The sequence below is a fragment of the Bacillus sp. ok061 genome (assembly GCF_900108285.1).
Classification (GTDB): domain Bacteria; phylum Bacillota; class Bacilli; order Bacillales; family Bacillaceae_G; genus Bacillus_A; species Bacillus_A thuringiensis_S.
Genome location: NZ_FNUW01000021.1, coordinates 25,578 through 46,431 on the forward strand (window position 1 = coordinate 25,578; position 20,854 = coordinate 46,431).

Below are 20,854 nucleotides of genomic sequence, written 5' to 3' on the forward strand. Positions count from 1 at the left end.
CCACACTCCTTCATCGTTAATCATTCCCTATACGATGAAGGAATATGCAAAAAAATAATCTCCAAATGAATTGGAGATTAAAACATTTGATATCCGCTTTTCCGAAGTTTCTTAATCACGACTCCTGCTAAAGCAGCCCCTACTAATCCAGTAGATAGAATAAATAAGTCTGCTTGTCCTAAGTGCGATACACTTGTCCCAAATGAAGAAAATGTCTCTTTCGGCTTTGAAAAATAATCCCACATACTCGCTTTATTAATAATAAGCATACAAACAATCGGATACACAATAACCATTACCCATGTAGCTCGCAAAATCATGTTGAGTAAAAATCCAATTCCAAAGAACAAAATAAAGAATAACATCATTGAAATAAGTAGTACCGGTATACTCACTCTTTTTCCCTCTCCTTCGCACATGCCGTAAATACGTGATAAGCTGTATAACCAAATGGTTCTCCTGGATTTAATGTTTTGTCCACTTCAAGATGTAGTTCTGATCTTCCTTCTAACAAATATTTAATAAGCACAGACGTATTCGGATCGTCCGCAATCTTCTCCGGATGTAAGAACGCCACTTCAGACAATTCTTTCTCCTGTACAATAATATTTTCTCCTTCAGGCTCCAAAAGGAAAATAATCATATTATCACTAATTTCATCACGAATAACACCCGATCGAACACCAATGATCCCCTTCACATGAGCAACAATGCCTGTCTCTTCTAACACTTCGCGTTTCACAGCTTCATCAACTGTCTCACCTTCATTTACAAAACCAGCCGGTAAAGACCATTTCCCTTTTAACCCACTGTATTTCTTCTTAACGAATAGCCACCTGCCATCTTTTGTAGCTACTAGGCCACTAACAGCTAACCATACTTTCCCGCGCTTCCCCATGATGCATCCTCCTCCATCCGAACGGACAGAATATTCTTTCTTTTCTATATATTATACTATACTTTTTAATTTGCTGTGAAATTTCCTTTTTTCAAAAAGTGAAAAAACCCATTTTGTCGATATACTGTTAACAAAAAAATATCAAGATACAGGAATGTAATTATGAAGAAAATAAAACATTGGATTCATCCATTTCATGATACGGCAATGTTCAAAAAAACATTTCCCCCATCTTTCTATTGTTATATCGAAAACATGTATTATACGAAAAAAAAGCAGAAACAGCGCTTAGCCGTTTCTGCTTTTTCTACTATATATTAAAAGAACTTTAATTTACCTTTTTTAAGAACTAATAAAGGTCCACCTAATAAGAATAGGTAGCGGTTATCGATTACTTTTTTCATGAAGGAAGCTTTCCAACCTGTTAACTTTTTACCCATAACAACGCCCATTGCATCGTCATGACCTAAAGAACATACAGATCCTTTATTATCAAATGCGAATTTTTTCATTTCGCCCTTGCCACGAACTAATACAGTTAAGTTGTGTGCAATGTTGTAACCTTGTTGAATTGCAATTTGTGCTGTTGGTGGGTATGGACGGTTAATTTCTTCGTTAATGATTAACGCTGCATCACCAACCATGAATACCTCTTCGTATCCTGGAGCGTGCATGTACTCATCAACTTTTACACGTCCGCGCATTGCTTCAAATCCAGACTCTTCCACAATACCATTACCACGAACACCTGCAGCCCAAACTACTGTTTCAGACTTAATTAATTCAGTATCATCGCCATTTGCAACGATAATTCCTTCTTCAGTTGCTTCTTTAATTGCTGTACCGATGCGGAATTCTACGCCTTTTTTCTCAAGTTGTTTTACAGCGTATTCTACTAATGCTGGATCGAAACCTGGAAGTGCTGTTGGAGCCGCTTCTACACAGATGATACGTGCTTTTTCACGTGGTACATTGTACTGTTTACAAAGTTCAGGAACACGGTTTGCAAGCTCACCTACGTACTCGATACCAGTAAATCCAGCACCACCAACAACGATTGTTACTAACTCATCGCGCTTTTCATCTGCATATTTAGCGAAACTAGCTTCCATATGCTCACGAATTTCACGAGTTGCATTAATGTTAGCGATTGAGAATGCATGCTCTTTTAATCCTGTAATTCCGAATGTTTCTGATTCGAAACCAAGACCGATTACTAAGTAGTCATACTCTAACTCGCCGTCTTTTAAGATAATGCGTTTTTCAGCAGCTTTAATTTCTACTACTGTGTCTTGTACAAAGTTCACTTTATTTGTATCAATAACGTCTTGAATATCTAGACAGATTTTTTCATCTTGTAATGTACCAGCTGCGCTCTCGTGTAACCAAGTCGCTTGGTAGTGATAGCTGTTGTTGTTTACTAACGTAATTTCAGCTTCATTTACAGATAATGCTTTTTGCAGACGAACAGTCGTAATCATCCCGCCATAACCTGCACCTAAAACTACGATTTTTGGAGTCTTCACCAAATCACAACCCTTTTCTTTATATAATAGTAATGAGAAATAATACCAAGTACTAAAAACTCTATTTGTCAAGAATGTGGAATTTATCACATTCTATATCATAACAAAACGCAGTCAAAAAATCGTACGAATTTTGTCATAGAAATTTAACATAATACTTCCCTATATTAGTCGGTTTTATTCCAGAATTCAAGCATCTGGCGAATTATCAATATTTTAAAATAACATAGCGTTTTCAAGGGTTTTTCAGCCTTTTTTTCATGTATTTTCCTTTCTGCATATTTTATACAATAAAAAGGAACCTATGCGAAAACTTACACACAATTCAGTCGTTTTCAGAAGTATTATGAACTCAAATATGCTATCATTTATTTGAAAGTGTCATCATTTGCAGGATTTTCGTGTACATATGAACAATATATGAAATCAATATCAAAATTCCATCTATAGGGGGAATGAAAGTGGCAGAAAATCAAAAAGTTTACGACATAACAATTATTGGTGGTGGTCCAACGGGACTGTTCACAGCATTTTATGGCGGTATGAGACAAGCAAGTGTAAAAATCATTGAAAGCTTACCTCAACTTGGAGGACAATTATCCGCACTCTACCCTGAAAAATACATTTATGATGTGGCTGGATTTCCAAAAGTGCGTGCACAAGAATTAGTTGATAACTTAAAAGAGCAAATGAAGAAATTTGATCCAACCATTTGCTTAGAAGAAGCGGTTGATACGCTTGAAAAACAAGCTGATGGTATATTTAAACTTGTTACGAATAAACAAACTCACTATTCTAAATCAGTCATTATTACTGCCGGCAATGGTGCTTTCCAACCACGCCGCTTAGAATTAGAAGGTACAGCAAAATACGAAAAGAAAAACTTACATTATTTCGTTGATGATATGAATAAATTTGCTGGCAAGCGCGTCGTAGTATTTGGCGGTGGCGACTCAGCAGTAGACTGGACGATGATGTTAGAACCGATTGCTGAAAAAGTTACAATCGTTCATCGCCGTGATAAATTCCGTGCACATGAACATAGCGTCGAAAACTTAATGAATTCTCGTGCAGAAGTAAGTACACCGTATGTTCCAGTTGAACTCATTGGTGATGACAAAATTGAACAAGTCGTTCTTCAGCACGTAAAAACTGAAGAAAAAGTTATCATCGATGTTGATGACGTAATTGTAAACTACGGCTTCGTTTCTTCTCTTGGTCCAATTAAAAACTGGGGCTTAGATATACAAAAAAATAGCATCCTTGTGAATTCAAAAATGGAAACGAATATTCCTGGCATTTACGCTGCTGGTGACATTTGTACATATGAAGGAAAAGTAAAACTTATCGCTTGTGGATTTGGCGAAGCACCGACAGCAGTAAACAATGCAAAAGCTTACTTCGATCCAAATGCAAAACTTCAACCGATGCATAGCTCAAGTATGTTTTAATATAGCAATGAAAAGAACTCCTTTTACGCGAAGGAGTTTTTTATTATTGTGCTACCGTATCCTTCCAAAATATGTTACAATAAAACAGAACAAACGTTCTATTCAATAAGGGGGATATTTTAAAGATGAAAGAACCTATTATCGTAAAAAAAGAAGCTTTCCAAGCAATCGGCGTTTCGGTTACGACGACTAATGAAAAAGAGGCATCTACTGAAGGAAACATTCCACAACTTTGGAACCGATACTTTCAAGAACAAATGATGCATCACATCCCAAATCAACAAACGAAAGAAACACTCGCTTTCTATTCAAACTACGAGTCAGATGAAACTGGTACATATACATTTACAATCGGTATGCCCGTTTCTTCACTAAAAGACGTTCCTGAAAATATGACAACTTTAACAATACCCGCCGCTACGTATGCGGTATTTACAACGAGAAAGGGACCAGTTGCTGAAGTCGTTTGCGAAGCTTGGGAATATATTTGGAAATGGTCGAAAGAAAATAAACGTGCTTTTACAACAGACTTTGAGCTTTATGATGAAAAAGCAACAGATCCAACCAACGTACAATTGGATATTTATATTGCATTAGCCTGAACGACAAAAAAGAAGATACCATTTGGTATCTTCTTTTTTGTCGTTAAATAGCTACTGTGCAAATTCATTATTATTGTCTACAATGAGAAAGTGCAGTATAGAAATATTAGAAACTGTATAAAGTGAAACTATACTCAGCGAAGGGCATCTCCCATTGAGTATTAGCCCTCACCAATCAGGCGTTTACAGGTTTTTTAGTTTAAATTTGTCACATAGAAAGGAAGCAATATGGAGGAACTACAACAAAATAAAACTGCTTTAGAAGGAAGCGGAAAACCGTTATTAAAAAATACGAATTTCCTTTTTCTTTGGGCGGCTACTCTTTTTTCAAGCTTTGCTTTAGCCTTTTTTACTTTTTCACAAACGTGGTACATAGCAAAAACATTAAACCTTGAAGCTTCACTCGGTGTTGTTTTCGTAGCTCTTAGTGTTCCAAGGCTTATTTTTATGATTATCGGCGGCGCTGTAGCTGATAAATTCCCGAAAAAAAACATTATGTTTTACTCCAATATTATTCGAGCGATTCTTGTCGCAACCATTCTCACATGGTTTATCGTTGGTGATGTAACACTATATACATTTGCTTTATTCGCTTTATTCTTTGGACTTGCTGATGCTTTCTTCTGGTCAGCAGATGGATCTATCTTACCGGAATTGGTAGAAAAAAGCCGTTTAACACAAGCAAACTCACTTACACAAATGACAAACCAAGCATCGGTCATCTTAGGCCCTGTACTTGGCGGAATTCTTATCAAATTCACAAACTACGAGACAATATTTTCCATTACAATTTTATTACTGATTGTCGCGGCCATACTCGTTCAAAAAATACAATTTACGATGCCAGAACTAAAAGATACAGATAAAGGTATGTTCACTTCCATTAAAGAAGGAATCTTATATGTAAAAGAATCGCCATTCCTTTCAACTTTCCTTATTTGTAGTGCTTTTTTAAACTTATTTTTAATCGGCCCAATGCAAGTTGGTTTCCCGCTTTTTGTTAAAAACGTGCTACATGGTGATTCGCTCCAGTTTAGTTACTTAGAAGCATCTGTAGGCGGCGGAATGGCAATCGGTGCTGTCATTGTCGGTTTAAAAAATATTAATCGTAGACGCGGTCTATTTTGTATTATCATGATGCTACTGTCTGGTGTATTCTTCTTATCCATCAACTTTAGCACCGTACTTTGGCAAGCATTATTAGCCGGCATGTTTTATGGTATTACAATTGCAATGGCCATTGTACCGCTTATGGCAATGATTCAAGCAACCGTAAAAGAAGAGATGATGGGACGCGTAATGAGTTTACTTATGCTATCATCAATGGGCTTTATCCCGCTCTCTTATGCATTCACATCCATTGCACTTGCAATAGGAATTCCAATCGTAACCGTTATGAAAAGTGGTGCAATAGCTGTTATTGTCTTCGTACTATTTGTAGCGATTCGTGTTCCAGTTGTAAGAAAGTTTGATTAACTACTTGGAGTCATGTGCTATACGCATGGCTCCTTTTTAAACGGATCAAATAACGTTATTCCCTTACTTCTTCTCAGTGCTGCTCCCCATTCTAATCCAACCTCTAAAAATAAATCTCGCACTGTACTGTATAAAAGTGCCCTAACATCTTTACGAATCTCCCCATATTTATAAGCTCTCACAACACTTTTCACGCGCCAAATTAAATTTCCATACACTTCTTCGTCAGCTAATATTTGCTCTAGTAAAACACCTTGTTCTAGTAACCCGCTCTTCTTATAAGCAAGTTCCACCTTGCTCCAAAATATATTAATCTTCTTCGGATTACTCGTCATCGGCAGAAGTGCGTATATAAAAGGCTTCGGTATATCATGGCGACAATACGTCTCATCAAGCTCGTACGTTACTTTTCTATTCTCTTTTATTTGTGGAATGTTTTTAGAAAGAATTGTTTCCCCCTCGTTTTTTTGTTCCTTTCTGCTACAGCCAGCTGCATATTCCTCACTTTTACAAGCGGACATTTTCATACGGTCATCCATGCGGTCAATTGCAGATATAAGAAAAACATATAAGTTCGCACTATATCCCCCGCGCTTATGCCTTTCTTTCGTCGCAACACGTTTTATAATTCCTAGTTCCTCTAACTTTGCAATTGAGCGGCGTACTGTACGAATACTCTTTCCAACATTAGTCGCAATCGTCTCCATTAACGGACAAGCGACTCCTACTGTTTTTTGTTTCTCATTCACCGCATACTTTCCTAAAAAATGAATAATGGTAGCATCCGTTTTATTCAATTGAAATCGGTAGCACTTCAAAACTTGTTTTTGATATGTATTAAACTCTTCTTTACTTCGAAATTCACTATATGGTTTCATTAAATTATATAAGCTTCCCATTTATATCACCTCATTTATAAGTAAGAGGCAGGAAGAGAATTTGGCGTGGAATTTAATATTTTTTTAATGGAGATGAAAATATGATCGTAATTAGCGCTTGTTTAGGTGGTATCGCTTGTCGATATGACGGCAATGACAATCTCGTTTCAAAAATAGAGGAGTTACTGCAACAAGAAGATACAGTCCTCATTTGCCCTGAAGTATTAGGAGGATTGCCAACGCCTCGTCCTTCCGCTGAAATTATTGGCGGGAATGGCGATGACGTTTTGGATGGAAAAGCGAAAGTGATGACAAAAGATGGTGAAGATGTCACAGAAGCATTTGTAAATGGTGCTTATAAAGCTCTAGAACAAATGAAAGATTTACACCCAGAATATATTATTTTGAAAGAACGCAGTCCATCTTGTGGTAGTTCTACGATTTACACTGGAGAATTTAACGGGAATAAGCAAACTGGTTACGGGGTAACAACTGCTTTATTTAAAAGACATGGCTTTAAAGTCATTTCAGAAGAGGATTTTGAAAATCAAAAAAGGAATTGACCCTGTGCGTCAATTCCTTTTTATCTGTCTTATTTCACACTTAATTTTTCTTTCACTTTCGCAGGAAGCTCTTCTTTTTTCACTTCTTCCCAAGCTGTTACACCTTTTTTATCTGAATTGTATACGCGTAAGAATGCATCTTTACGAAGATTTTTTGGAGCTGTGAATTCTAATTCTTTTACTTCTCCACCTTTATCGAATCCTTTTAATTTATACTCGAAATATTTATGTGGCTCTCCGTTATCAAACTTCTCATTTTTTTCAATTCCATCAGCTGTGATTTGAACGTAATACTCATCTTTCCCCATACGGTTAATATCACAACCAACTAACAAACTTGCGAATACAACTAAAATACTAAACAGTGCAATATATCTTTTCATTTCCTTCACCTCATGTTTTTTTCTTATATTGTTATCTTAAAGCCCGGAGCTTAAAGAAGAAATTCAAAAACATGACATGAACATTACACTTTTGTAAGATAATAATTATTTCTTCACTTTAGAAATCGTCATTCCATCACCAATTGGAACGAGTACGGATTCTAAATGCGGGTCGTATGCTATCATTTCATTAAACTTCTTCATAACTTCTGTATAACGTTTTTGTTTCGCACCCTCATCAGCTACACTACCGCCAATAACGTCTTTCACGCCAATTTCGCCACTTATCACGTAATTTCCTTATACCGTTTATTACGCCCTCAATTACAATCTCTATTACAAGATATCTTACTAAACTAATAATAGGTTTAATTACGTATCTCCCTATGAATTCAAAAATATCCTCCATCATATTTTCCTCCTTCTTTCAAAAGGAAGCTACTACTACTCCGCGTCCTTTTACGTCCAGTTACAATTGCTGCCCTACTGCGGTATATACCAACAAGAATAATACGACAACAACATTCACAATAACGCTTTTGAATTTGGAAGAAACTTCGGTAAATACTATAGTTAACATAGCTAATAGTATTATTTTTCCACCTATATTCGGGTATGCTACCAAAAACTTTATAAAATCAACGAAAACTTTACTACAACTCTTCCCGTAACTAATTTATTATCGTGGTAAACCGTCTTCCACTACATCGGTAACAGTTCCATTTGGTTCAAAGATTACACGTAATGATCCTTCTCCACCATAACCAGTATAGTCATATACTGAATAAGATTTATATTTTTCAATCACATGTGGCTGTCCAATTGCAGCTTTTACCTGATTCGCGGGCATACCTTTTTTGATTTTCAAATAGTGATTGTAACTTACTGCTGCCGAATCGTTATTTACATCTTTATACCACGGTACACGATCGTTTTTTTCTTCATATTCCTTTACAGGCTCTTCACTACGTTTCGTAGATACCTCATTCTCTTTATCTGGATCCTTTATAGCATTACGTTCAATATTCACGACGTAACCATATGTATTTAATTCAACCATAATTTCATATGTACCATCCGTATCTTTTTCTGTATAAAATACGCGTTTTTCATTGTTATTATACTGTTTTATGTTCTCACCACCGTAGTCAATCGTATTAAGAATATCCGTATACGTCATACCTTCCTCAATCTTTTGAAATTCGTCATGAGAAATATAACGCTTCTTTGATGATGGAGCGTCCTCATTTTTAATACTTTCACGTTTGCTCGTAGTCATAGGTGTTTTCTTCTGATCTTTTAGTACGTCACCTTCCGCCTTCGCTGGTTGCTTTACTCCTACTTTTGTTAATACGTCTGTATCGCTAGAACAAGCTCCCAAAATCGATATTGTAGTCAACGCCACCCCTACTATAAGTACTTTCTTAAATGACTTCATTCTAATCCCCCTGGTGTTTTTTTAATATCTAGTAATCAACGTATTTTAATTAATACGGAACTATTCAGTTCTATACAACTTGCTATAGCCTTCTCCCTCATGCACCTTTTTATATAAAATGAAACTTTAATCAACCCTCACCAATCATCTTCGTTACAAATATTAACATTAAATATAACTAATAAATAGTATATTTCTGCTATTCATTTACATTTTTGTTACATAATATTGTCCGAAACGAACAATATTAAACTCGAATTAACAATACTTATCATACATTCCGTATATAATAACATTAAAATTTAATTTAAAAGTCACTTTGCATGCATTTTCTGTTGTAACGCCAAAAGAAAAGACCTTTCTAACGATTTTATTCTATCGCTAAAAAGGTCTTTTCTATTTTGGCTAAAAACTTAGCACTCTTCTGGCTTACCAGCATTCGTCGCTGTACGGAAAGATGATCCAAATCTGCATGATGCGATTGCGTTTAGATAATCAATCGTGAATTATGCGTTCAATTTAAAGCAGGTTAAAAAATAATAATTCCTTATTTAATTAACATATGCATTAGTTTAACAGCCTAATGCTGCTGTACCAAATGATAGTTTAGTTTTCAATATGTGAAAAGGGATTTCTAAATGATGAATTGAATATATATTTATTGTTTACGCGTTTTTGAGAGGTTCCTTTATGGGAGATAAGCTTTACTATATTCCTGTACTTCGCACAGTTCTATAATAACTAATAGTGATGCTGTGACGGGATTTTCTATTAGTGAGATAAAGTATTTTTCAATTCATTTATTATAAATTGCAACTCTCGTCCTCAAGGATTATTTCTTTTGGGTGAAAGTTTTTTTATGATATAAGTTTCATTCTGTCATAATTTAAAGGTTTCGAGAGGAGAAATAATATGAATCCTATTTTATTAGATGTTCCGTTACAAATAGAAACAGATAGACTCATTCTTCGAGCACCACTTCAAGCAGGTGAAGGGAATGTAGTACACGAAGCTATTAAAGATTCAATTCGTGAATTAAAGCAATGGTTGTCTTTATTCCAGTCCATTCCTACTGTTGAAGAAACGGAAATCCTCCTGAGAAATGCGCATATAGATTTTTTGAAAAGAGAAAGCTTTCGCTATCTTATCTACCACAAGGAGACGAATGATTTTGTTGGAACGGCTAGCCTTCATCGAATTAATTGGAAGGTTTCGAAATGCGAAATTGGATATTGGATTAACACGCAATTTAGTGGCAGTGGATATATGACAGAAACAGTAAGTGCGTTAACAAACCTTGGATTTCAGTTATTCAAATTTAGAAGGATTGAAATACGATGTGAATCTAATAACACGAAAAGTCGTATGATCCCTGAAAAACTAGGCTTTGAACTTGAAGGGGTATTACGTAATGAAGATTTTTCAGCTGACGGTAAACAACTAGCTGATACATGCATCTATGCAAAGATAAAGTAAAACTTTAATTAGCCCGTACCAATCAGGCTTTTACGGCAAAAGAAAAGACCTCCTTAACGATTTTATCCCATCGCTAAAAAGGTCTTTCTCTATTTCTGCTAAAAACTTAGCACTCTTCTGGCTTACCAGCATTCGTCGCTGTACGGAAAGATGATCCACATCCGCATGATGCGATTGCGTTTGGATTGTCGATTGTGAATCCGCCGCCAAGCATAGATTGTTTATAGTCAATTTTTACTCCTTTAACAATTGGAGCACTTTCTGTATCGATAACAAATTCAACACCGAAAAACTCAAGAACTGTGTCGTCTTCTTTTGGTTCTACTTCAAATCCTAAGCCGTAAGAAAGGCCAGTACATCCGCCGCCGTGTACAGCAAGGCGCACGTACTTCTCTCCATCTTCAGCATCTTTTAACATATCTTTAATTTGAAAAGCTGCTTGTTCTGTTACTTCAATCATGAAATACACCATCCTTTCTGTTCTCATTCTATTATACATCTTTACGCTTCTATCTTGTACTCATACACTCCGCGGCAAATTACTTCCGCAGGTCCTTTCATTAACACGTTTCCTTCTTCAGTCCACGCAATCATTAAATCACCGCCGGCTAAATGGACTGTAATTTCCTTACCACGTTCCATCTTTCCATTTAAAATAGCAGCTACAACGGCAGCGCACGCTCCTGTTCCGCAAGCTTGCGTTACACCAGATCCACGTTCCCAAACGCGGAAGTTCATCTCGTCATCATTCAAAATTTCGATAAACTCAACATTTACTCGCTCTGGAAACATTTCATGTGTCTCGAGAACTGGTCCAAGTGTTGTAAGAGGTGCTTTTTCTACATCATCAACAAAAATAACCGCATGCGGATTTCCCATTGAAACAGCTGTAAATGCATAACGATGATTATTGTATAAGAAGTTTTCACGAATAAATGGTGTTTCACCTTCACCAAGCATCGGTATTTCTGCACGTGTTAGACGCGGTGCTCCCATATCGATTTTCGCTAATGTCACGACACAATCTTTTACTGTTACTTCAGCCGTTACAATACCAGCTAACGTTTCAATTGTGAAAATTGTTTCTTCTACTAGTTTATGCTCATACGCATATTTCGCTACGCAGCGTAAACCGTTACCACAGCTCTTTCCTTCAGAACCATCATTATTAAACATGCGCATTTTCACAGGAGCTACGTCTGAAGGGCAAATTAAAATCATCCCGTCTGCTCCAATACCAGTATTAATATTTGAAACCTTTTCCGCCACAAGAGCTAAATCTTCTTCAGGAATTTGCTCTTCAAACATATTTACATATATATAACTATTGCCAAGACCATGCATTTTTGTAAAAGAAAATTGGCTCATTTATATTCACTCCAAAAATAATTTGTTATGTTAAGTATAAAATGCATGCTTTTAGAACACAATATGAATGTCCCCCGTTTCTCATATTTGACAACGTTTGGCGATGAGCCACTCTTACACAACTTGTGTAAGAAAAAAGCCCTTCTAAAAAGGGCCTTTTTTTTATTTATCCCACTATTTTCGATTGGTGAAGGCTAATAATCAGTATTAGCCTCCCCTACGAAATAACATTTTATCTAATGAAAAAGGTGCTGCTCATTCGCAACACCTTAAAACATTGGATTTTCATCCAAATACTCATATACATTATTAACAAGCTCTTCTACTGTTGCACCTTGTACAACCTCACCATTTACAAGTGCAAACGGTCCTTCAAAACAAATACCACAATATCCTAAACAACCATACTCCATTACATCTAAATTCGGATCTTTTTCTAATTTTTCTAGAGCTGCTTGTGAACCACTTGCAAGGTTACCTACACAAAATTCAATTAATGGTTTAATCAAAATTCTCCCCCCTGTACTACAAAACAAATTACCTTCTGACTTTATCCTGCATAACGGGCAGTAAGACTCCCACCTCAAAATTCGGCGAATGCAAGGAAGTTAGTTGGGAGATAACTGTCCGTAAATGCTCGATTTGTGAAGGCTAATAATTAGTGTGGGACGAACACCTCCACCAATTAAAGTTTCACTTTATCTATAAGAAGAAAACTAAGCTGTTTCTTGTTGTTTTCGTTACACAGTCTAAACTATTTAGTTACTTCATTACTTCACTTCAAAGTAGATGACTTCTTCTATATAACATGCTACTTCCAATGAAAGAGTAACTACAAAGGAAAAACAGTTTACTTTACTTTTCTTCTTATTGTACAACAGAGTATTCATTCATGCATTGTTATTTGTTCACAAATTCGATATAATTTGATTGAGTAAAGTCAAAATATTTTATTAATATATAATTTTATGATTAGGGGATATTTCAACAGAAAAGGGGTAATCCATCATGAAACACCTCGTAATACTAGGTGGCGGCTACGGGGGAATGAGAATTCTGCAGCGGCTACTTCCAAGCAACCAACTTCCGGATGATGTACAAGTGACATTAATCGACAAAGTACCATACCACTGTTTCAAAACTGAATATTATGCATTAGTAGCGGGTACAATTTCAGAAACTCATATTCGCATACCGTTTCCTGAGCACCCACGCCTTAATATTCAATACGGCACAATAACAAATATTGATCTCGAAGAAAAAACTGTTCATCTTGATGGCGGCGAAGCAATCCAATATGATGATTTAATTATCGGACTTGGCTGTGAAGATAAATATCATAACGTTCCTGGAGCAAAGGAATATACACACAGTCTACAATCGATTGAACAAACACGTAAGACATATGAACAATTAAATAGTCTAGAACCGAATGCAACAGTTGCTGTTGTTGGCGCTGGCTTAAGTGGCGTTGAAGTAGCAAGTGAACTTCGTGAAAGCCGTTCTGATTTAAAAATCTATTTATTTGATCGAAAAGATAGAATTTTATTCCCATATCCAGAGAAATTAAGTAGATATGTAGAAGAATGGTTTGTAAAGCATAAAGTTAACATTATACGAAACTCTAACATTACAAAAGTAGAACCAAATATTGTGTACAACCACGATGAACCACTTGAATGTGATGCAATCGTCTGGACAGCTGGTATTCAAGCAAATGAAGTTGTTCGAAACCTTCCAGTTGAACAAGATGGTAGCGGACGGGTTGTCTTAACTAAATATCATAATATTCCAAATAACGAGCACGTTTACGTTGTAGGAGATTGCGCAGCACTTCCACATGCACCATCTGCCCAACTTGCTGAAGGTCAAGGAGAACAAATTGTCCAAATATTATTAAAACGTTGGAATAATGAACCACTTCCTGACGAACTACCTGTAATTAAATTAAAAGGTGTTCTCGGTTCTCTTGGTAAGAAGCACGGTTTTGGTTTATTAGCAAACCAACCATTAATGGGACGTGTACCGAGATTATTAAAATCTGGTCTTCTTTGGATGTACAAATATCATAAGGGTTAATACTTTACAGGCTGTCTACTATGTAGGCAGCCTCTTTGCATCAGTTTTTAAAAATTATCAGACACATCTTTCTCAATATGTATAATGATTTATTTTTCATTTTTATATTAAAAACTATTGATAAACAGTGTATGCTATTTGTAAGTTGTCTTATTATTTCCTTTAAGACCGAATTCATTCGGTCTTATTTTTTATGTGATAAATACTTTTGTAGGAGGCATTACATTCAACTTATGAACTTATCGAAACTAAACAATCGAATAGAAGCGAAAAAGAAAGAGTTAATCTATCTCGTTGAACGATACGGATTCACTCATGATAAAGTGATTTCTTTCAGCCAAGAATTAGATCGTTTACTTAACTTATTAATAAAACTCAAGATGAAGAAAAAACGTTGCTCTTTATAACCATTATCCTCCCTTTTTTGATACGATATAACTAGAATCAGAAAGGAGCGATTTATGTTTATATTAAAAGACGTTATATATAAAGATATCCTACACATTCCTTATTTACAGATTAAAAATGAAAAAATCACATGCATTATCGGTGAGAGTGGGAGCGGAAAAAGTACATTGCTCCGCATGTTAAACGATTTACAATCTCCAACATCCGGTACAATTGAATATAACGGAAAATTAATTTCTGATTATCCGCCTATTCAATTACGTCGTGACGTAGTTATGCTTGGGCAAACTCCACCTATTTTTGATGGAACCGTTAAAGACAACCTATTAATGGGACTTCGTCTTGCTGAAAAAACATTTCCAAATGATGATGCCCTGCGGAGTGCACTACAAACCGTTAGCTTAGACAAGCAATTAGAAGATAGCGCCACCTCATTATCCGGCGGTGAAAAACAAAGACTTGCCTTTGCTCGTATTGTACTTATGGATCCGCCTGTCTATTTATTAGATGAACCCACTTCAGCACTAGACAGTGATACAGAACGCCGCGTTATGAAACAATTTACTGAACTAGCACGAAAAAAGAAAAAAACAGTTATCTTCATCACGCACTCGCAACAACTTCCAGAAGAAATTGCAGACGACATTATTGAAATTAGTAAAACAAACGGTGCAACTAGAAAGGAAGTGCTCTCTATTGAAGGGCGTTATTGAACTCCAAATTTGGCAACTGGCGGCTGCCTATATTTTTATCCTTATCTTAATTGGACTTGTAAAATTAAAAGGAATACCTCGCGAAAAACAAATCGCGCTCGCAACATTCCGTATGACGATTCAGCTCGTACTTGTTGCATATGTCCTTACATACGTATTTGAAAACAGTAATCCATTTTATACAATTGCTCTCATTACTTCTATTACTACCTTTGCAATTTTTAATATTTATAAACGAGTTAATATCCCAATGTCTAAAGAATTAAAACGAGTAGCCGCCCTTTCCATGGTCGCTGGATCAATTGGGCCACTTCTACTATTTATCTTTGTTATTATCGGTCATGACCCTTGGTATGCTCCGCAATATATCGTCCCTATTACGGGAATGTTAGTCGGTAATGCCATGACTGGTGTTTCTCTTGGAGCAAATACGTTCTTAAACAATATGAAATCGCAAAGAGGTCAAATTGAAGGTGCACTTATGCTCGGCGCAACACCGAAAGAAGCTGCTACTCCGCTCATTCGAGACGCTTTCGACTCTGCTATTTTACCAACAATTAATTCTATGGTCGGAATGGGAATTATAAGCTTACCAGGCATGATGACCGGTCAAATATTATCCGGTGTATCACCATTCACAGCCATTCAATATCAAATCGCCATCATACTCGGTATTTCTGGAAGTACTGCCTTTGCTGTCATTATCTTTTTACAGCTTGGATATAAAACGTTCTTTAATAAGCGGTGTCAGTTGAAAGAGGTTGACTATGCTGCGAAGTGAATCGTACCTCTCGCTTGGTAAATGATGCACCGTTCACGGTGAGTGAAATTATATCAACGATTTTTTCAATATATCTATCATAACTTGCAATATATCAACGATTTTTCAAATATATCTATCATAACTCAGAATATATCAACGATTTTGTACGAAATATCGATTTACCGACAAAAAGTGACATAATAAAAAGAGGAGGCTATTCGCCTCCTCTTCTATTTACTACGCCTTCTTAACGAACTGTGATTTTAACTTCATAGCTCCGAAACCGTCGATTTTGCAATCGATATCGTGATCGCCATCAACTAGACGGATACTCTTTACTTTCGTACCAATCTTCACAACTGAAGAAGTTCCTTTTACTTTTAAATCTTTAATAACAGTAACAGCATCGCCATCTTGAAGAACGTTTCCGTTCGCATCTTTTACAACTTTTGCACCATCATTATTTTCAGCTTCTGCGTCTTGGCCCCACTCATGAGCACATTCTGGACATACGAAAAGAACGCCATCCTCATACGTATATTCTGAATTACATTTTGGACAATTTGGTAAAGTAGCCATAAATTCATTTCCTCCGTTCATTATTTATACGTAAAAATCAAAATTGATGTTTACATCTCGATAAATAAAATTTGTATAGCATTTCTTTATAGTGCCATAGTCTCACGTTATTGACAACCCTACCTCAAATTCTCATTTTTTATTGTATTTTACAAAATTTCAATTCGTATGCCTTTTTTCCATTTGCTCTTCTACTAATTTTAAAAATCTTCGTTGTGCATTTTTATTTTTTTACGAGCAATCAAACCCTTAGCGAACTTTGTAGTTCGTAATAAATAACTTTCGATACTTCTCGTCTTCATATATCATTCGAAACCATTCATACTGCTGCAAGTAAAGTATGTTAGCATCAATCTTTTTCGTGTGTAAACCCGTACTTAAACTAATAGATTCTATTAGAGCTTCTATTAATGCTGAAATCATTTCTCTCCCCCCTAATAAACAAAAGAAGAACCTTCACAAGATTCTTCTTTTCAAAATGAACGAGTTCCCTCTAGAAACCCCAATTATTTTCTTCAATGTAAATTTGATATTCTTCTACTTCTTCTTCACTTAACTTTTTATTATTTTCATATACCTCTTGCCACTCGAAATAATCTTCATCGAAATAAACAGCGAATTTAATTTTCACGTTTTTCTTCTCTGTATAATCATAACCAGTAAACTCTACTACGTCATAATCTTTTTCTTTCTTCACAAACTTCCAAGTTGGATTATCAGTCATAATCTCTAAAGTAACCCCTTCATCACTTGAACGAACAACGTTTTTAATATTCGGCTCAGTTGGTAAAAAGGACAGCCCGAACGCAGCTAACCCAAACACAATCCCGACTATAATCTGTAAACCAATCATACCAGCTACACTAACGCCACCCTTTGATTGTAAGAAATACGCCTTCTCATGATCAGACGCATCTTCTCCCTTACGAAAAACACGAACAGCATGCTTATAATATAAACAGTTTCCTTGCCATCCAGTAAATATCATCATTCCTAATTGAAGAGCTAAACTAAATGTTACATAAATCCCATCTGGAATATCTATAAAAGGGGGTATAACTATACTAGGTATAGCCAATAACGCAAATATAATAAATAACTTATACATTTTACGATAAGCTAACCAAAAAGTTGGGAAGAAAAAGGCTACCCAATTCCATGTATTCCCTTGCGCTGGATTTTCTACTTTCCCCCACTTAAAGTCATAATAAGCTGTATTCTTTTGAACAACTTTATGTAATTCTTGTGGAGAAATTGTTTCTTGTAAAACAGTGTCCTTCACGTACATCATCCTTTTCTTATTTCTATATACATTTATTGTATATGTACAAAATGAAGGAATCTAACAAAAAGTACACATATTTCATAAAAATGAACGGAAATCGAATATATTCCGACAATTATCCGTTTCTTATTTCATTTTACTTTTAAATATATTAAAATAATCATGTATCATACCTTTAATACACTAAGTTAATTATTTTACATATTCACTAAAAAGGATGCATCAAAATCATTTTTATACATCTTTTTTAGTGAATATATACTACATTTCCTCCCTCTTAATCACGTTGGAATACTATGTTTATTTACCCCACATTCCCCTTCACTTTCTCAATAATATCTTCTATACGTTCCGCTATACATTCTTTCTCCCATTCTCCCTCACCGTGCATAGCTGTATAAACTGGACAATTCTCATCATTACTATCTACAAAAATCGGGTCTCCAAGATATGAATCTATGCCGATTACAATCCATCCTTCTTTCCAATCTCCTTCTTCATTCCCGGCTAAGCTTTGCCCTTCTTCATCAAAACTATAACCAAGTTGCCCTTCTTCTATTTCTTCACTATTAAACAATTCTATCGTCATAGGTTCAGATTCATACTCTAGCTCAATTTCATTATCCTCAGCACGATCTACATGTGCTAAAAGTTGTTTAATTTTATTATGGTTAATCATGACATCTTCTCCATTCTATCTTTTAAAAATCTAATTTTATTCATAATGAGCTGCCGCAAGTAACATTTGAGCAATGAACTTCCATGGAATATTTTCTGGAATCTTCTCCCCTTGATTTATATAAACGCCTTCATAATCACCTAACCAACCATTTAATGCCTCTAAATAAGTCTCTACCTCTACATTCTCCCATTCATCTTTGTTCACTTTAAAATCCTTTTGGAGGTATACAAGGAATTTTAATAAATCTTCTTTAGAATTTACGTGATTAAGGTATTCGTACACATTCATACTCCATCCCTCCCTCTATTGCGCGTTATCTAAACTAACTATAATATATGACTTAAGATTCTTAAAACTATTATTTGAGGTAACCAAATATGAAGAGTACAATTTGGGCAGAAGATGACTATTTAAAACTAGCACCCATTAACGACGAACTAATCAAAAAAGCAGAAGAGGTACTGAACGTAAAGCTTCCAGAATCATACATAAACCTTCTAAAAGAACAAAATGGGGGAACTCTTCGTCTTGATACTCACCCTACTTCGAAGCCAAATTCTTGGGCAGACGATCACGTTAATGTATCTGGTTTATATGGTATTTCTTTTGATGAAAATGAATCTAGTATTTTAGAGAGTCGCTATTTAATTCGAGAATGGGAAATGCCTGAAAATATCGTACTTTTATCTGGTGATGGACATACATGGATTGCATTAGACTATCGAAATGTAGCTGAAAATCCTCCAGTTATATTTATCGATAATGAGTTTGAGGAAATTATTGAATTAGCACCTAACTTTGAAAGTTTCTTACAAAACTTAACTACGTATGAATATGACGAAGAATAAGTCTCGCTCTAAAAAGGATCGAGATTTCATTACAAATTTACACGCCACTTTAAAACCACTCGGCTTTAAGAAAAAAAGACATACATTTTTCAAAGCTGAAAACGGATTTTATAAGCTCATTAACATACAAAAAAGCCAGTTTGGAGATGATTTTTATATAAATATAGGAGTTCACCCTATCGGTCTCCCGCAGCTTATTACGAACCAATTACAAATAAAAGAAAACATTTCAATATTCGATTGCATTCTACAAACGAGAATAGAGCCTATGCATATCAAACAGAACCAGTTATTGCATAATGTTTCACATGAAACTATCAACATTCCGAGTTACCTTTCTACTATTTTCGACTGGTTTCAAACGTGGGCGTCTTATGAAAATTTAGTGGAAGTAAATATACATTCCATTACTCCGATACTAGCTGTCGTTCCAATATTAGAAGAAAAAGCGTTTCTACTTCTTACCTGTTTTTCTTTCTACAAATTAAAACAGCACGAACAAGCTAATCGCTATTTACAGCAATATTTACATTGCACTGTGCATCTGAATACCGAGGAAAAAGAGCCCATATTCTTTCACGAAGTTGATATGTATATGAAAAAACTAGTAGAAAGCACAATGTAATTTCACATTGTGCTTTCTACTAGTGCTTTATATTCCTCTTGTAACTTTTTAAATTGTTCTTCATACTTTTGCATCTTCACAGTATCCGTTTTTGAATTAAGGACTGGCCTTCTTCTCCCAGTCACCATTATATTTTTCCCATCTATTGCATCGTTTATATATACGTAAGGTTTAAAAGACTCACATACCGTATATGGCAATGCTACAGAAAGCTTTGCATACTCTTCCACCTTAAATTGATTAGATAAGCTTAACTCCTTTAAATTTTTCAATTGCATTAACGGTTCTAATGAATCATCTTTAACCTTTAAATTCATCAAAGTAAGCTTTTGCAACTGCTGTAATTCAGCGAGTGGTTTTAAAGTTTGTACTTTCATCGCTGTATTTATCCCACCACCCATATAGTAGGTATTGAGTTGTGTGCACTTACTTAAAGCACTTAAATCTTCTAACTTAGAAAAATCATCAATTAGTAAGGATTTGAGTTTTTTATTATAATCAATATCCCATAACGTCTTCGCTTTTGTATTCCAGCACATATACAACTGTTGTAAATTAGACAATTTCTGAAGGCTACTTAAATCCTCGACCCTCATTTCGTAAACGTATAATATATCGGGACAAACATACGTAAGAATATGATCAAACTGCTTTTGATTTACTGTGAACACCCATAATTTTTTAACTTTCAAAGATGCTAGTCGTTCTATATTTTTTGTTTTCCCCTCAATCGCTACTTCTTCTAAATCACCAGCTATACTTGCTAAGTCTTTCATAATCTTCGGCTGATCACCAATCGGAAACATGTTATCT

At 35.4% G+C, this 20,854-nt stretch carries 27 protein-coding genes and 2 pseudogenes; 11 read left to right on the forward strand and 18 right to left on the reverse strand.

Translation table 11 applies throughout. From position 1 onward, the window contains the following. Positions 1-77: 77 nt before the first annotated feature. From C4S65_RS23240 to C4S65_RS23250, 3 genes are all read right to left on the reverse strand, one after another. Positions 78-395: a YuiB family protein gene (locus C4S65_RS23240; RefSeq protein WP_000027012.1), complete on the reverse strand. Its 318-nt coding sequence runs from the start codon at positions 393-395 to the stop codon at positions 78-80. Then, positions 392-898 (reverse strand): NUDIX domain-containing protein, encoded by a 507-nt coding sequence (locus C4S65_RS23245; RefSeq protein ID WP_000517994.1) that lies wholly within the window; start codon positions 896-898, stop codon positions 392-394. The genes C4S65_RS23240 and C4S65_RS23245 overlap by 4 nt, the downstream gene beginning before the upstream one ends. A gap of 317 nt (positions 899-1,215) precedes the next feature. Continuing rightward, the gene (locus C4S65_RS23250) at positions 1,216-2,424 is read right to left on the reverse strand and encodes an NAD(P)/FAD-dependent oxidoreductase (RefSeq protein ID WP_000856602.1); all 1,209 of its coding nucleotides are present in this window, start codon (positions 2,422-2,424) and stop codon (positions 1,216-1,218) included. Positions 2,425-2,885: 461 nt separating this feature from the next. Between C4S65_RS23250 and C4S65_RS23255 the strand changes: the two genes are divergently transcribed. The 3 genes from C4S65_RS23255 (at position 2,886) to C4S65_RS23265 (ending at position 5,953) form a co-directional block, all read left to right on the forward strand. Further along, positions 2,886-3,875 (forward strand): NAD(P)/FAD-dependent oxidoreductase, encoded by a 990-nt coding sequence (locus C4S65_RS23255; protein ID WP_000829773.1) that lies wholly within the window; start codon positions 2,886-2,888, stop codon positions 3,873-3,875. A 125-nt stretch (positions 3,876-4,000) separates the two neighbouring features. Then, complete coding sequence (locus C4S65_RS23260) at positions 4,001-4,477, forward strand: GyrI-like domain-containing protein (protein WP_000662575.1); 477 nt, start codon at positions 4,001-4,003, stop codon at positions 4,475-4,477. A gap of 228 nt (positions 4,478-4,705) precedes the next feature. Then, positions 4,706-5,953: an MFS transporter gene (locus C4S65_RS23265; protein WP_061666010.1), complete on the forward strand. Its 1,248-nt coding sequence runs from the start codon at positions 4,706-4,708 to the stop codon at positions 5,951-5,953. Positions 5,954-5,970: 17 nt separating this feature from the next. On the opposite strand, the gene C4S65_RS23270 is transcribed toward C4S65_RS23265, so the two are convergent. Then, positions 5,971-6,852 (reverse strand): helix-turn-helix domain-containing protein, encoded by an 882-nt coding sequence (locus C4S65_RS23270; protein WP_000535252.1) that lies wholly within the window; start codon positions 6,850-6,852, stop codon positions 5,971-5,973. An 80-nt stretch (positions 6,853-6,932) separates the two neighbouring features. Here C4S65_RS23270 and C4S65_RS23275 point away from each other — a divergent pair, with 80 nt between their 5' ends. Next, positions 6,933-7,394, forward strand: a complete 462-nt coding sequence (locus tag C4S65_RS23275; RefSeq protein ID WP_000635499.1) for a DUF523 domain-containing protein — start codon at positions 6,933-6,935, stop codon at positions 7,392-7,394. A 29-nt stretch (positions 7,395-7,423) separates the two neighbouring features. Here the strand turns inward: C4S65_RS23275 and C4S65_RS23280 are convergent, their stop codons facing one another. The 5 genes and pseudogenes from C4S65_RS23280 to C4S65_RS23295 form a co-directional block, all read right to left on the reverse strand. Next, on the reverse strand, positions 7,424-7,777 hold the full coding sequence (locus tag C4S65_RS23280) for a YxeA family protein (protein ID WP_000833125.1): 354 nt from the start codon (positions 7,775-7,777) through the stop codon (positions 7,424-7,426). Positions 7,778-7,882: 105 nt separating this feature from the next. After that, on the reverse strand, positions 7,883-8,068 hold the full coding sequence (locus tag C4S65_RS23285) for a methyltransferase (RefSeq protein WP_003308144.1): 186 nt from the start codon (positions 8,066-8,068) through the stop codon (positions 7,883-7,885). Then, the gene (locus C4S65_RS34595; protein WP_170959185.1) at positions 8,025-8,186 is read right to left on the reverse strand and encodes a hypothetical protein; all 162 of its coding nucleotides are present in this window, start codon (positions 8,184-8,186) and stop codon (positions 8,025-8,027) included. Before C4S65_RS34595 ends, C4S65_RS23285 begins: the two co-directional genes overlap by 44 nt. Before the next feature lie 270 nt (positions 8,187-8,456). Continuing rightward, positions 8,457-9,215, reverse strand: coding sequence for a hypothetical protein (locus C4S65_RS23290; RefSeq protein WP_000834578.1), 759 nt, complete (start codon positions 9,213-9,215; stop codon positions 8,457-8,459). A gap of 413 nt (positions 9,216-9,628) precedes the next feature. Beyond that, a pseudogene (locus C4S65_RS23295) lies at positions 9,629-9,721 on the reverse strand (iron-sulfur cluster assembly accessory protein); the annotation flags it as partial. Between the two features lie 406 nt (positions 9,722-10,127). On the opposite strand from C4S65_RS23295, the gene C4S65_RS23300 reads away from it, so the two are divergent. After that, positions 10,128-10,691: a GNAT family N-acetyltransferase gene (locus C4S65_RS23300; RefSeq protein WP_001068201.1), complete on the forward strand. Its 564-nt coding sequence runs from the start codon at positions 10,128-10,130 to the stop codon at positions 10,689-10,691. 106 nt (positions 10,692-10,797) lie between these two features. Here C4S65_RS23300 and C4S65_RS23305 read toward each other — a convergent pair whose 3' ends face one another. The 3 genes from C4S65_RS23305 to C4S65_RS23315 form a co-directional block, all read right to left on the reverse strand. After that, the gene (locus C4S65_RS23305) at positions 10,798-11,151 is read right to left on the reverse strand and encodes an iron-sulfur cluster assembly accessory protein (RefSeq protein ID WP_000573830.1); all 354 of its coding nucleotides are present in this window, start codon (positions 11,149-11,151) and stop codon (positions 10,798-10,800) included. 41 nt (positions 11,152-11,192) lie between these two features. Further along, entirely contained in the window at positions 11,193-12,059 is an 867-nt protein-coding gene (gene dapF / locus C4S65_RS23310; RefSeq protein ID WP_098838602.1) for a diaminopimelate epimerase, read from the reverse strand. Between the two features lie 269 nt (positions 12,060-12,328). Then, positions 12,329-12,568, reverse strand: coding sequence for a YuzB family protein (locus C4S65_RS23315; protein WP_000595026.1), 240 nt, complete (start codon positions 12,566-12,568; stop codon positions 12,329-12,331). A 499-nt stretch (positions 12,569-13,067) separates the two neighbouring features. On the opposite strand from C4S65_RS23315, the gene C4S65_RS23320 reads away from it, so the two are divergent. The 4 genes from C4S65_RS23320 to fetB all read left to right on the forward strand — a co-directional run bounded on the left by C4S65_RS23320 (position 13,068) and on the right by fetB (position 16,040). Further along, positions 13,068-14,138 (forward strand): NAD(P)/FAD-dependent oxidoreductase, encoded by a 1,071-nt coding sequence (locus tag C4S65_RS23320; protein ID WP_000682070.1) that lies wholly within the window; start codon positions 13,068-13,070, stop codon positions 14,136-14,138. A gap of 233 nt (positions 14,139-14,371) precedes the next feature. Beyond that, positions 14,372-14,545, forward strand: coding sequence for an aspartyl-phosphate phosphatase Spo0E family protein (locus C4S65_RS34045; protein WP_001054088.1), 174 nt, complete (start codon positions 14,372-14,374; stop codon positions 14,543-14,545). A gap of 54 nt (positions 14,546-14,599) precedes the next feature. Beyond that, positions 14,600-15,259 carry an ABC transporter ATP-binding protein gene (locus C4S65_RS23330; protein WP_061666013.1) on the forward strand — a complete coding sequence of 220 codons (660 nt, stop codon included), beginning with the start codon at positions 14,600-14,602 and terminating at the stop codon, positions 15,257-15,259. Then, positions 15,243-16,040, forward strand: a complete 798-nt coding sequence (gene fetB, locus C4S65_RS23335; RefSeq protein WP_000679262.1) for an iron export ABC transporter permease subunit FetB — start codon at positions 15,243-15,245, stop codon at positions 16,038-16,040. Before C4S65_RS23330 ends, fetB begins: the two co-directional genes overlap by 17 nt. A 219-nt stretch (positions 16,041-16,259) precedes the next feature. Here the strand turns inward: fetB and phnA are convergent, their stop codons facing one another. The 5 genes and pseudogenes from phnA to C4S65_RS23360 all read right to left on the reverse strand — a co-directional run bounded on the left by phnA (position 16,260) and on the right by C4S65_RS23360 (position 18,856). Further along, on the reverse strand, positions 16,260-16,601 hold the full coding sequence (gene phnA, locus C4S65_RS23345) for an alkylphosphonate utilization operon protein PhnA (protein WP_000212735.1): 342 nt from the start codon (positions 16,599-16,601) through the stop codon (positions 16,260-16,262). A 159-nt stretch (positions 16,602-16,760) separates the two neighbouring features. Then, a pseudogene (locus tag C4S65_RS34600) lies at positions 16,761-17,024 on the reverse strand (hypothetical protein). Between the two features lie 70 nt (positions 17,025-17,094). After that, entirely contained in the window at positions 17,095-17,892 is a 798-nt protein-coding gene (locus C4S65_RS23350) for a DUF2628 domain-containing protein (RefSeq protein ID WP_003308141.1), read from the reverse strand. Between the two features lie 298 nt (positions 17,893-18,190). Continuing rightward, the gene (locus tag C4S65_RS23355) at positions 18,191-18,565 is read right to left on the reverse strand and encodes a hypothetical protein (protein WP_000607082.1); all 375 of its coding nucleotides are present in this window, start codon (positions 18,563-18,565) and stop codon (positions 18,191-18,193) included. Between the two features lie 36 nt (positions 18,566-18,601). Continuing rightward, entirely contained in the window at positions 18,602-18,856 is a 255-nt protein-coding gene (locus tag C4S65_RS23360; protein WP_001103708.1) for a hypothetical protein, read from the reverse strand. 89 nt (positions 18,857-18,945) lie between these two features. Here C4S65_RS23360 and C4S65_RS23365 point away from each other — a divergent pair, with 89 nt between their 5' ends. Together C4S65_RS23365 and C4S65_RS23370 are read left to right on the forward strand one after the other, a co-directional pair. Then, the gene (locus tag C4S65_RS23365) at positions 18,946-19,416 is read left to right on the forward strand and encodes an SMI1/KNR4 family protein (RefSeq protein WP_000843112.1); all 471 of its coding nucleotides are present in this window, start codon (positions 18,946-18,948) and stop codon (positions 19,414-19,416) included. Then, on the forward strand, positions 19,403-20,041 hold the full coding sequence (locus tag C4S65_RS23370) for a DUF4304 domain-containing protein (RefSeq protein ID WP_140337785.1): 639 nt from the start codon (positions 19,403-19,405) through the stop codon (positions 20,039-20,041). Before C4S65_RS23365 ends, C4S65_RS23370 begins: the two co-directional genes overlap by 14 nt. Positions 20,042-20,043: 2 nt before the next feature. On the opposite strand, the gene C4S65_RS23375 is transcribed toward C4S65_RS23370, so the two are convergent. Beyond that, positions 20,044-20,847: a hypothetical protein gene (locus tag C4S65_RS23375; RefSeq protein WP_000483945.1), complete on the reverse strand. Its 804-nt coding sequence runs from the start codon at positions 20,845-20,847 to the stop codon at positions 20,044-20,046. Positions 20,848-20,854 lie beyond the last annotated feature (7 nt).

Excerpts from the sequence above, each read along its gene's own strand:
- C4S65_RS23245 (WP_000517994.1), bottom strand. The coding sequence starts at position 898 with ATGGGGAAGCGCGGGAAAGTATGGTTAGCTGTTAGTGGCCTAGTAGCT.
- C4S65_RS23260 (WP_000662575.1), top strand. The coding sequence starts at position 4,001 with ATGAAAGAACCTATTATCGTAAAAAAAGAAGCTTTCCAAGCAATCGGC.
- C4S65_RS23265 (WP_061666010.1), top strand. The coding sequence starts at position 4,706 with ATGGAGGAACTACAACAAAATAAAACTGCTTTAGAAGGAAGCGGAAAA.
- C4S65_RS23270 (WP_000535252.1), bottom strand. The coding sequence starts at position 6,852 with ATGGGAAGCTTATATAATTTAATGAAACCATATAGTGAATTTCGAAGT.
- C4S65_RS23275 (WP_000635499.1), top strand. The coding sequence starts at position 6,933 with ATGATCGTAATTAGCGCTTGTTTAGGTGGTATCGCTTGTCGATATGAC.
- C4S65_RS23280 (WP_000833125.1), bottom strand. The coding sequence starts at position 7,777 with ATGAAAAGATATATTGCACTGTTTAGTATTTTAGTTGTATTCGCAAGT.
- C4S65_RS34595 (WP_170959185.1), bottom strand. The coding sequence starts at position 8,186 with ATGGAGGATATTTTTGAATTCATAGGGAGATACGTAATTAAACCTATT.
- C4S65_RS23290 (WP_000834578.1), bottom strand. The coding sequence starts at position 9,215 with ATGAAGTCATTTAAGAAAGTACTTATAGTAGGGGTGGCGTTGACTACA.
- C4S65_RS23300 (WP_001068201.1), top strand. The coding sequence starts at position 10,128 with ATGAATCCTATTTTATTAGATGTTCCGTTACAAATAGAAACAGATAGA.
- C4S65_RS23305 (WP_000573830.1), bottom strand. The coding sequence starts at position 11,151 with ATGATTGAAGTAACAGAACAAGCAGCTTTTCAAATTAAAGATATGTTA.
- dapF (WP_098838602.1), bottom strand. The coding sequence starts at position 12,059 with ATGAGCCAATTTTCTTTTACAAAAATGCATGGTCTTGGCAATAGTTAT.
- C4S65_RS23320 (WP_000682070.1), top strand. The coding sequence starts at position 13,068 with ATGAAACACCTCGTAATACTAGGTGGCGGCTACGGGGGAATGAGAATT.
- C4S65_RS34045 (WP_001054088.1), top strand. The coding sequence starts at position 14,372 with ATGAACTTATCGAAACTAAACAATCGAATAGAAGCGAAAAAGAAAGAG.
- C4S65_RS23330 (WP_061666013.1), top strand. The coding sequence starts at position 14,600 with ATGTTTATATTAAAAGACGTTATATATAAAGATATCCTACACATTCCT.
- phnA (WP_000212735.1), bottom strand. The coding sequence starts at position 16,601 with ATGGCTACTTTACCAAATTGTCCAAAATGTAATTCAGAATATACGTAT.
- C4S65_RS23350 (WP_003308141.1), bottom strand. The coding sequence starts at position 17,892 with ATGATGTACGTGAAGGACACTGTTTTACAAGAAACAATTTCTCCACAA.
- C4S65_RS23355 (WP_000607082.1), bottom strand. The coding sequence starts at position 18,565 with ATGATTAACCATAATAAAATTAAACAACTTTTAGCACATGTAGATCGT.
- C4S65_RS23360 (WP_001103708.1), bottom strand. The coding sequence starts at position 18,856 with ATGAATGTGTACGAATACCTTAATCACGTAAATTCTAAAGAAGATTTA.
- C4S65_RS23365 (WP_000843112.1), top strand. The coding sequence starts at position 18,946 with ATGAAGAGTACAATTTGGGCAGAAGATGACTATTTAAAACTAGCACCC.
- C4S65_RS23370 (WP_140337785.1), top strand. The coding sequence starts at position 19,403 with ATGACGAAGAATAAGTCTCGCTCTAAAAAGGATCGAGATTTCATTACA.
- C4S65_RS23375 (WP_000483945.1), bottom strand. The coding sequence starts at position 20,847 with ATGTTTCCGATTGGTGATCAGCCGAAGATTATGAAAGACTTAGCAAGT.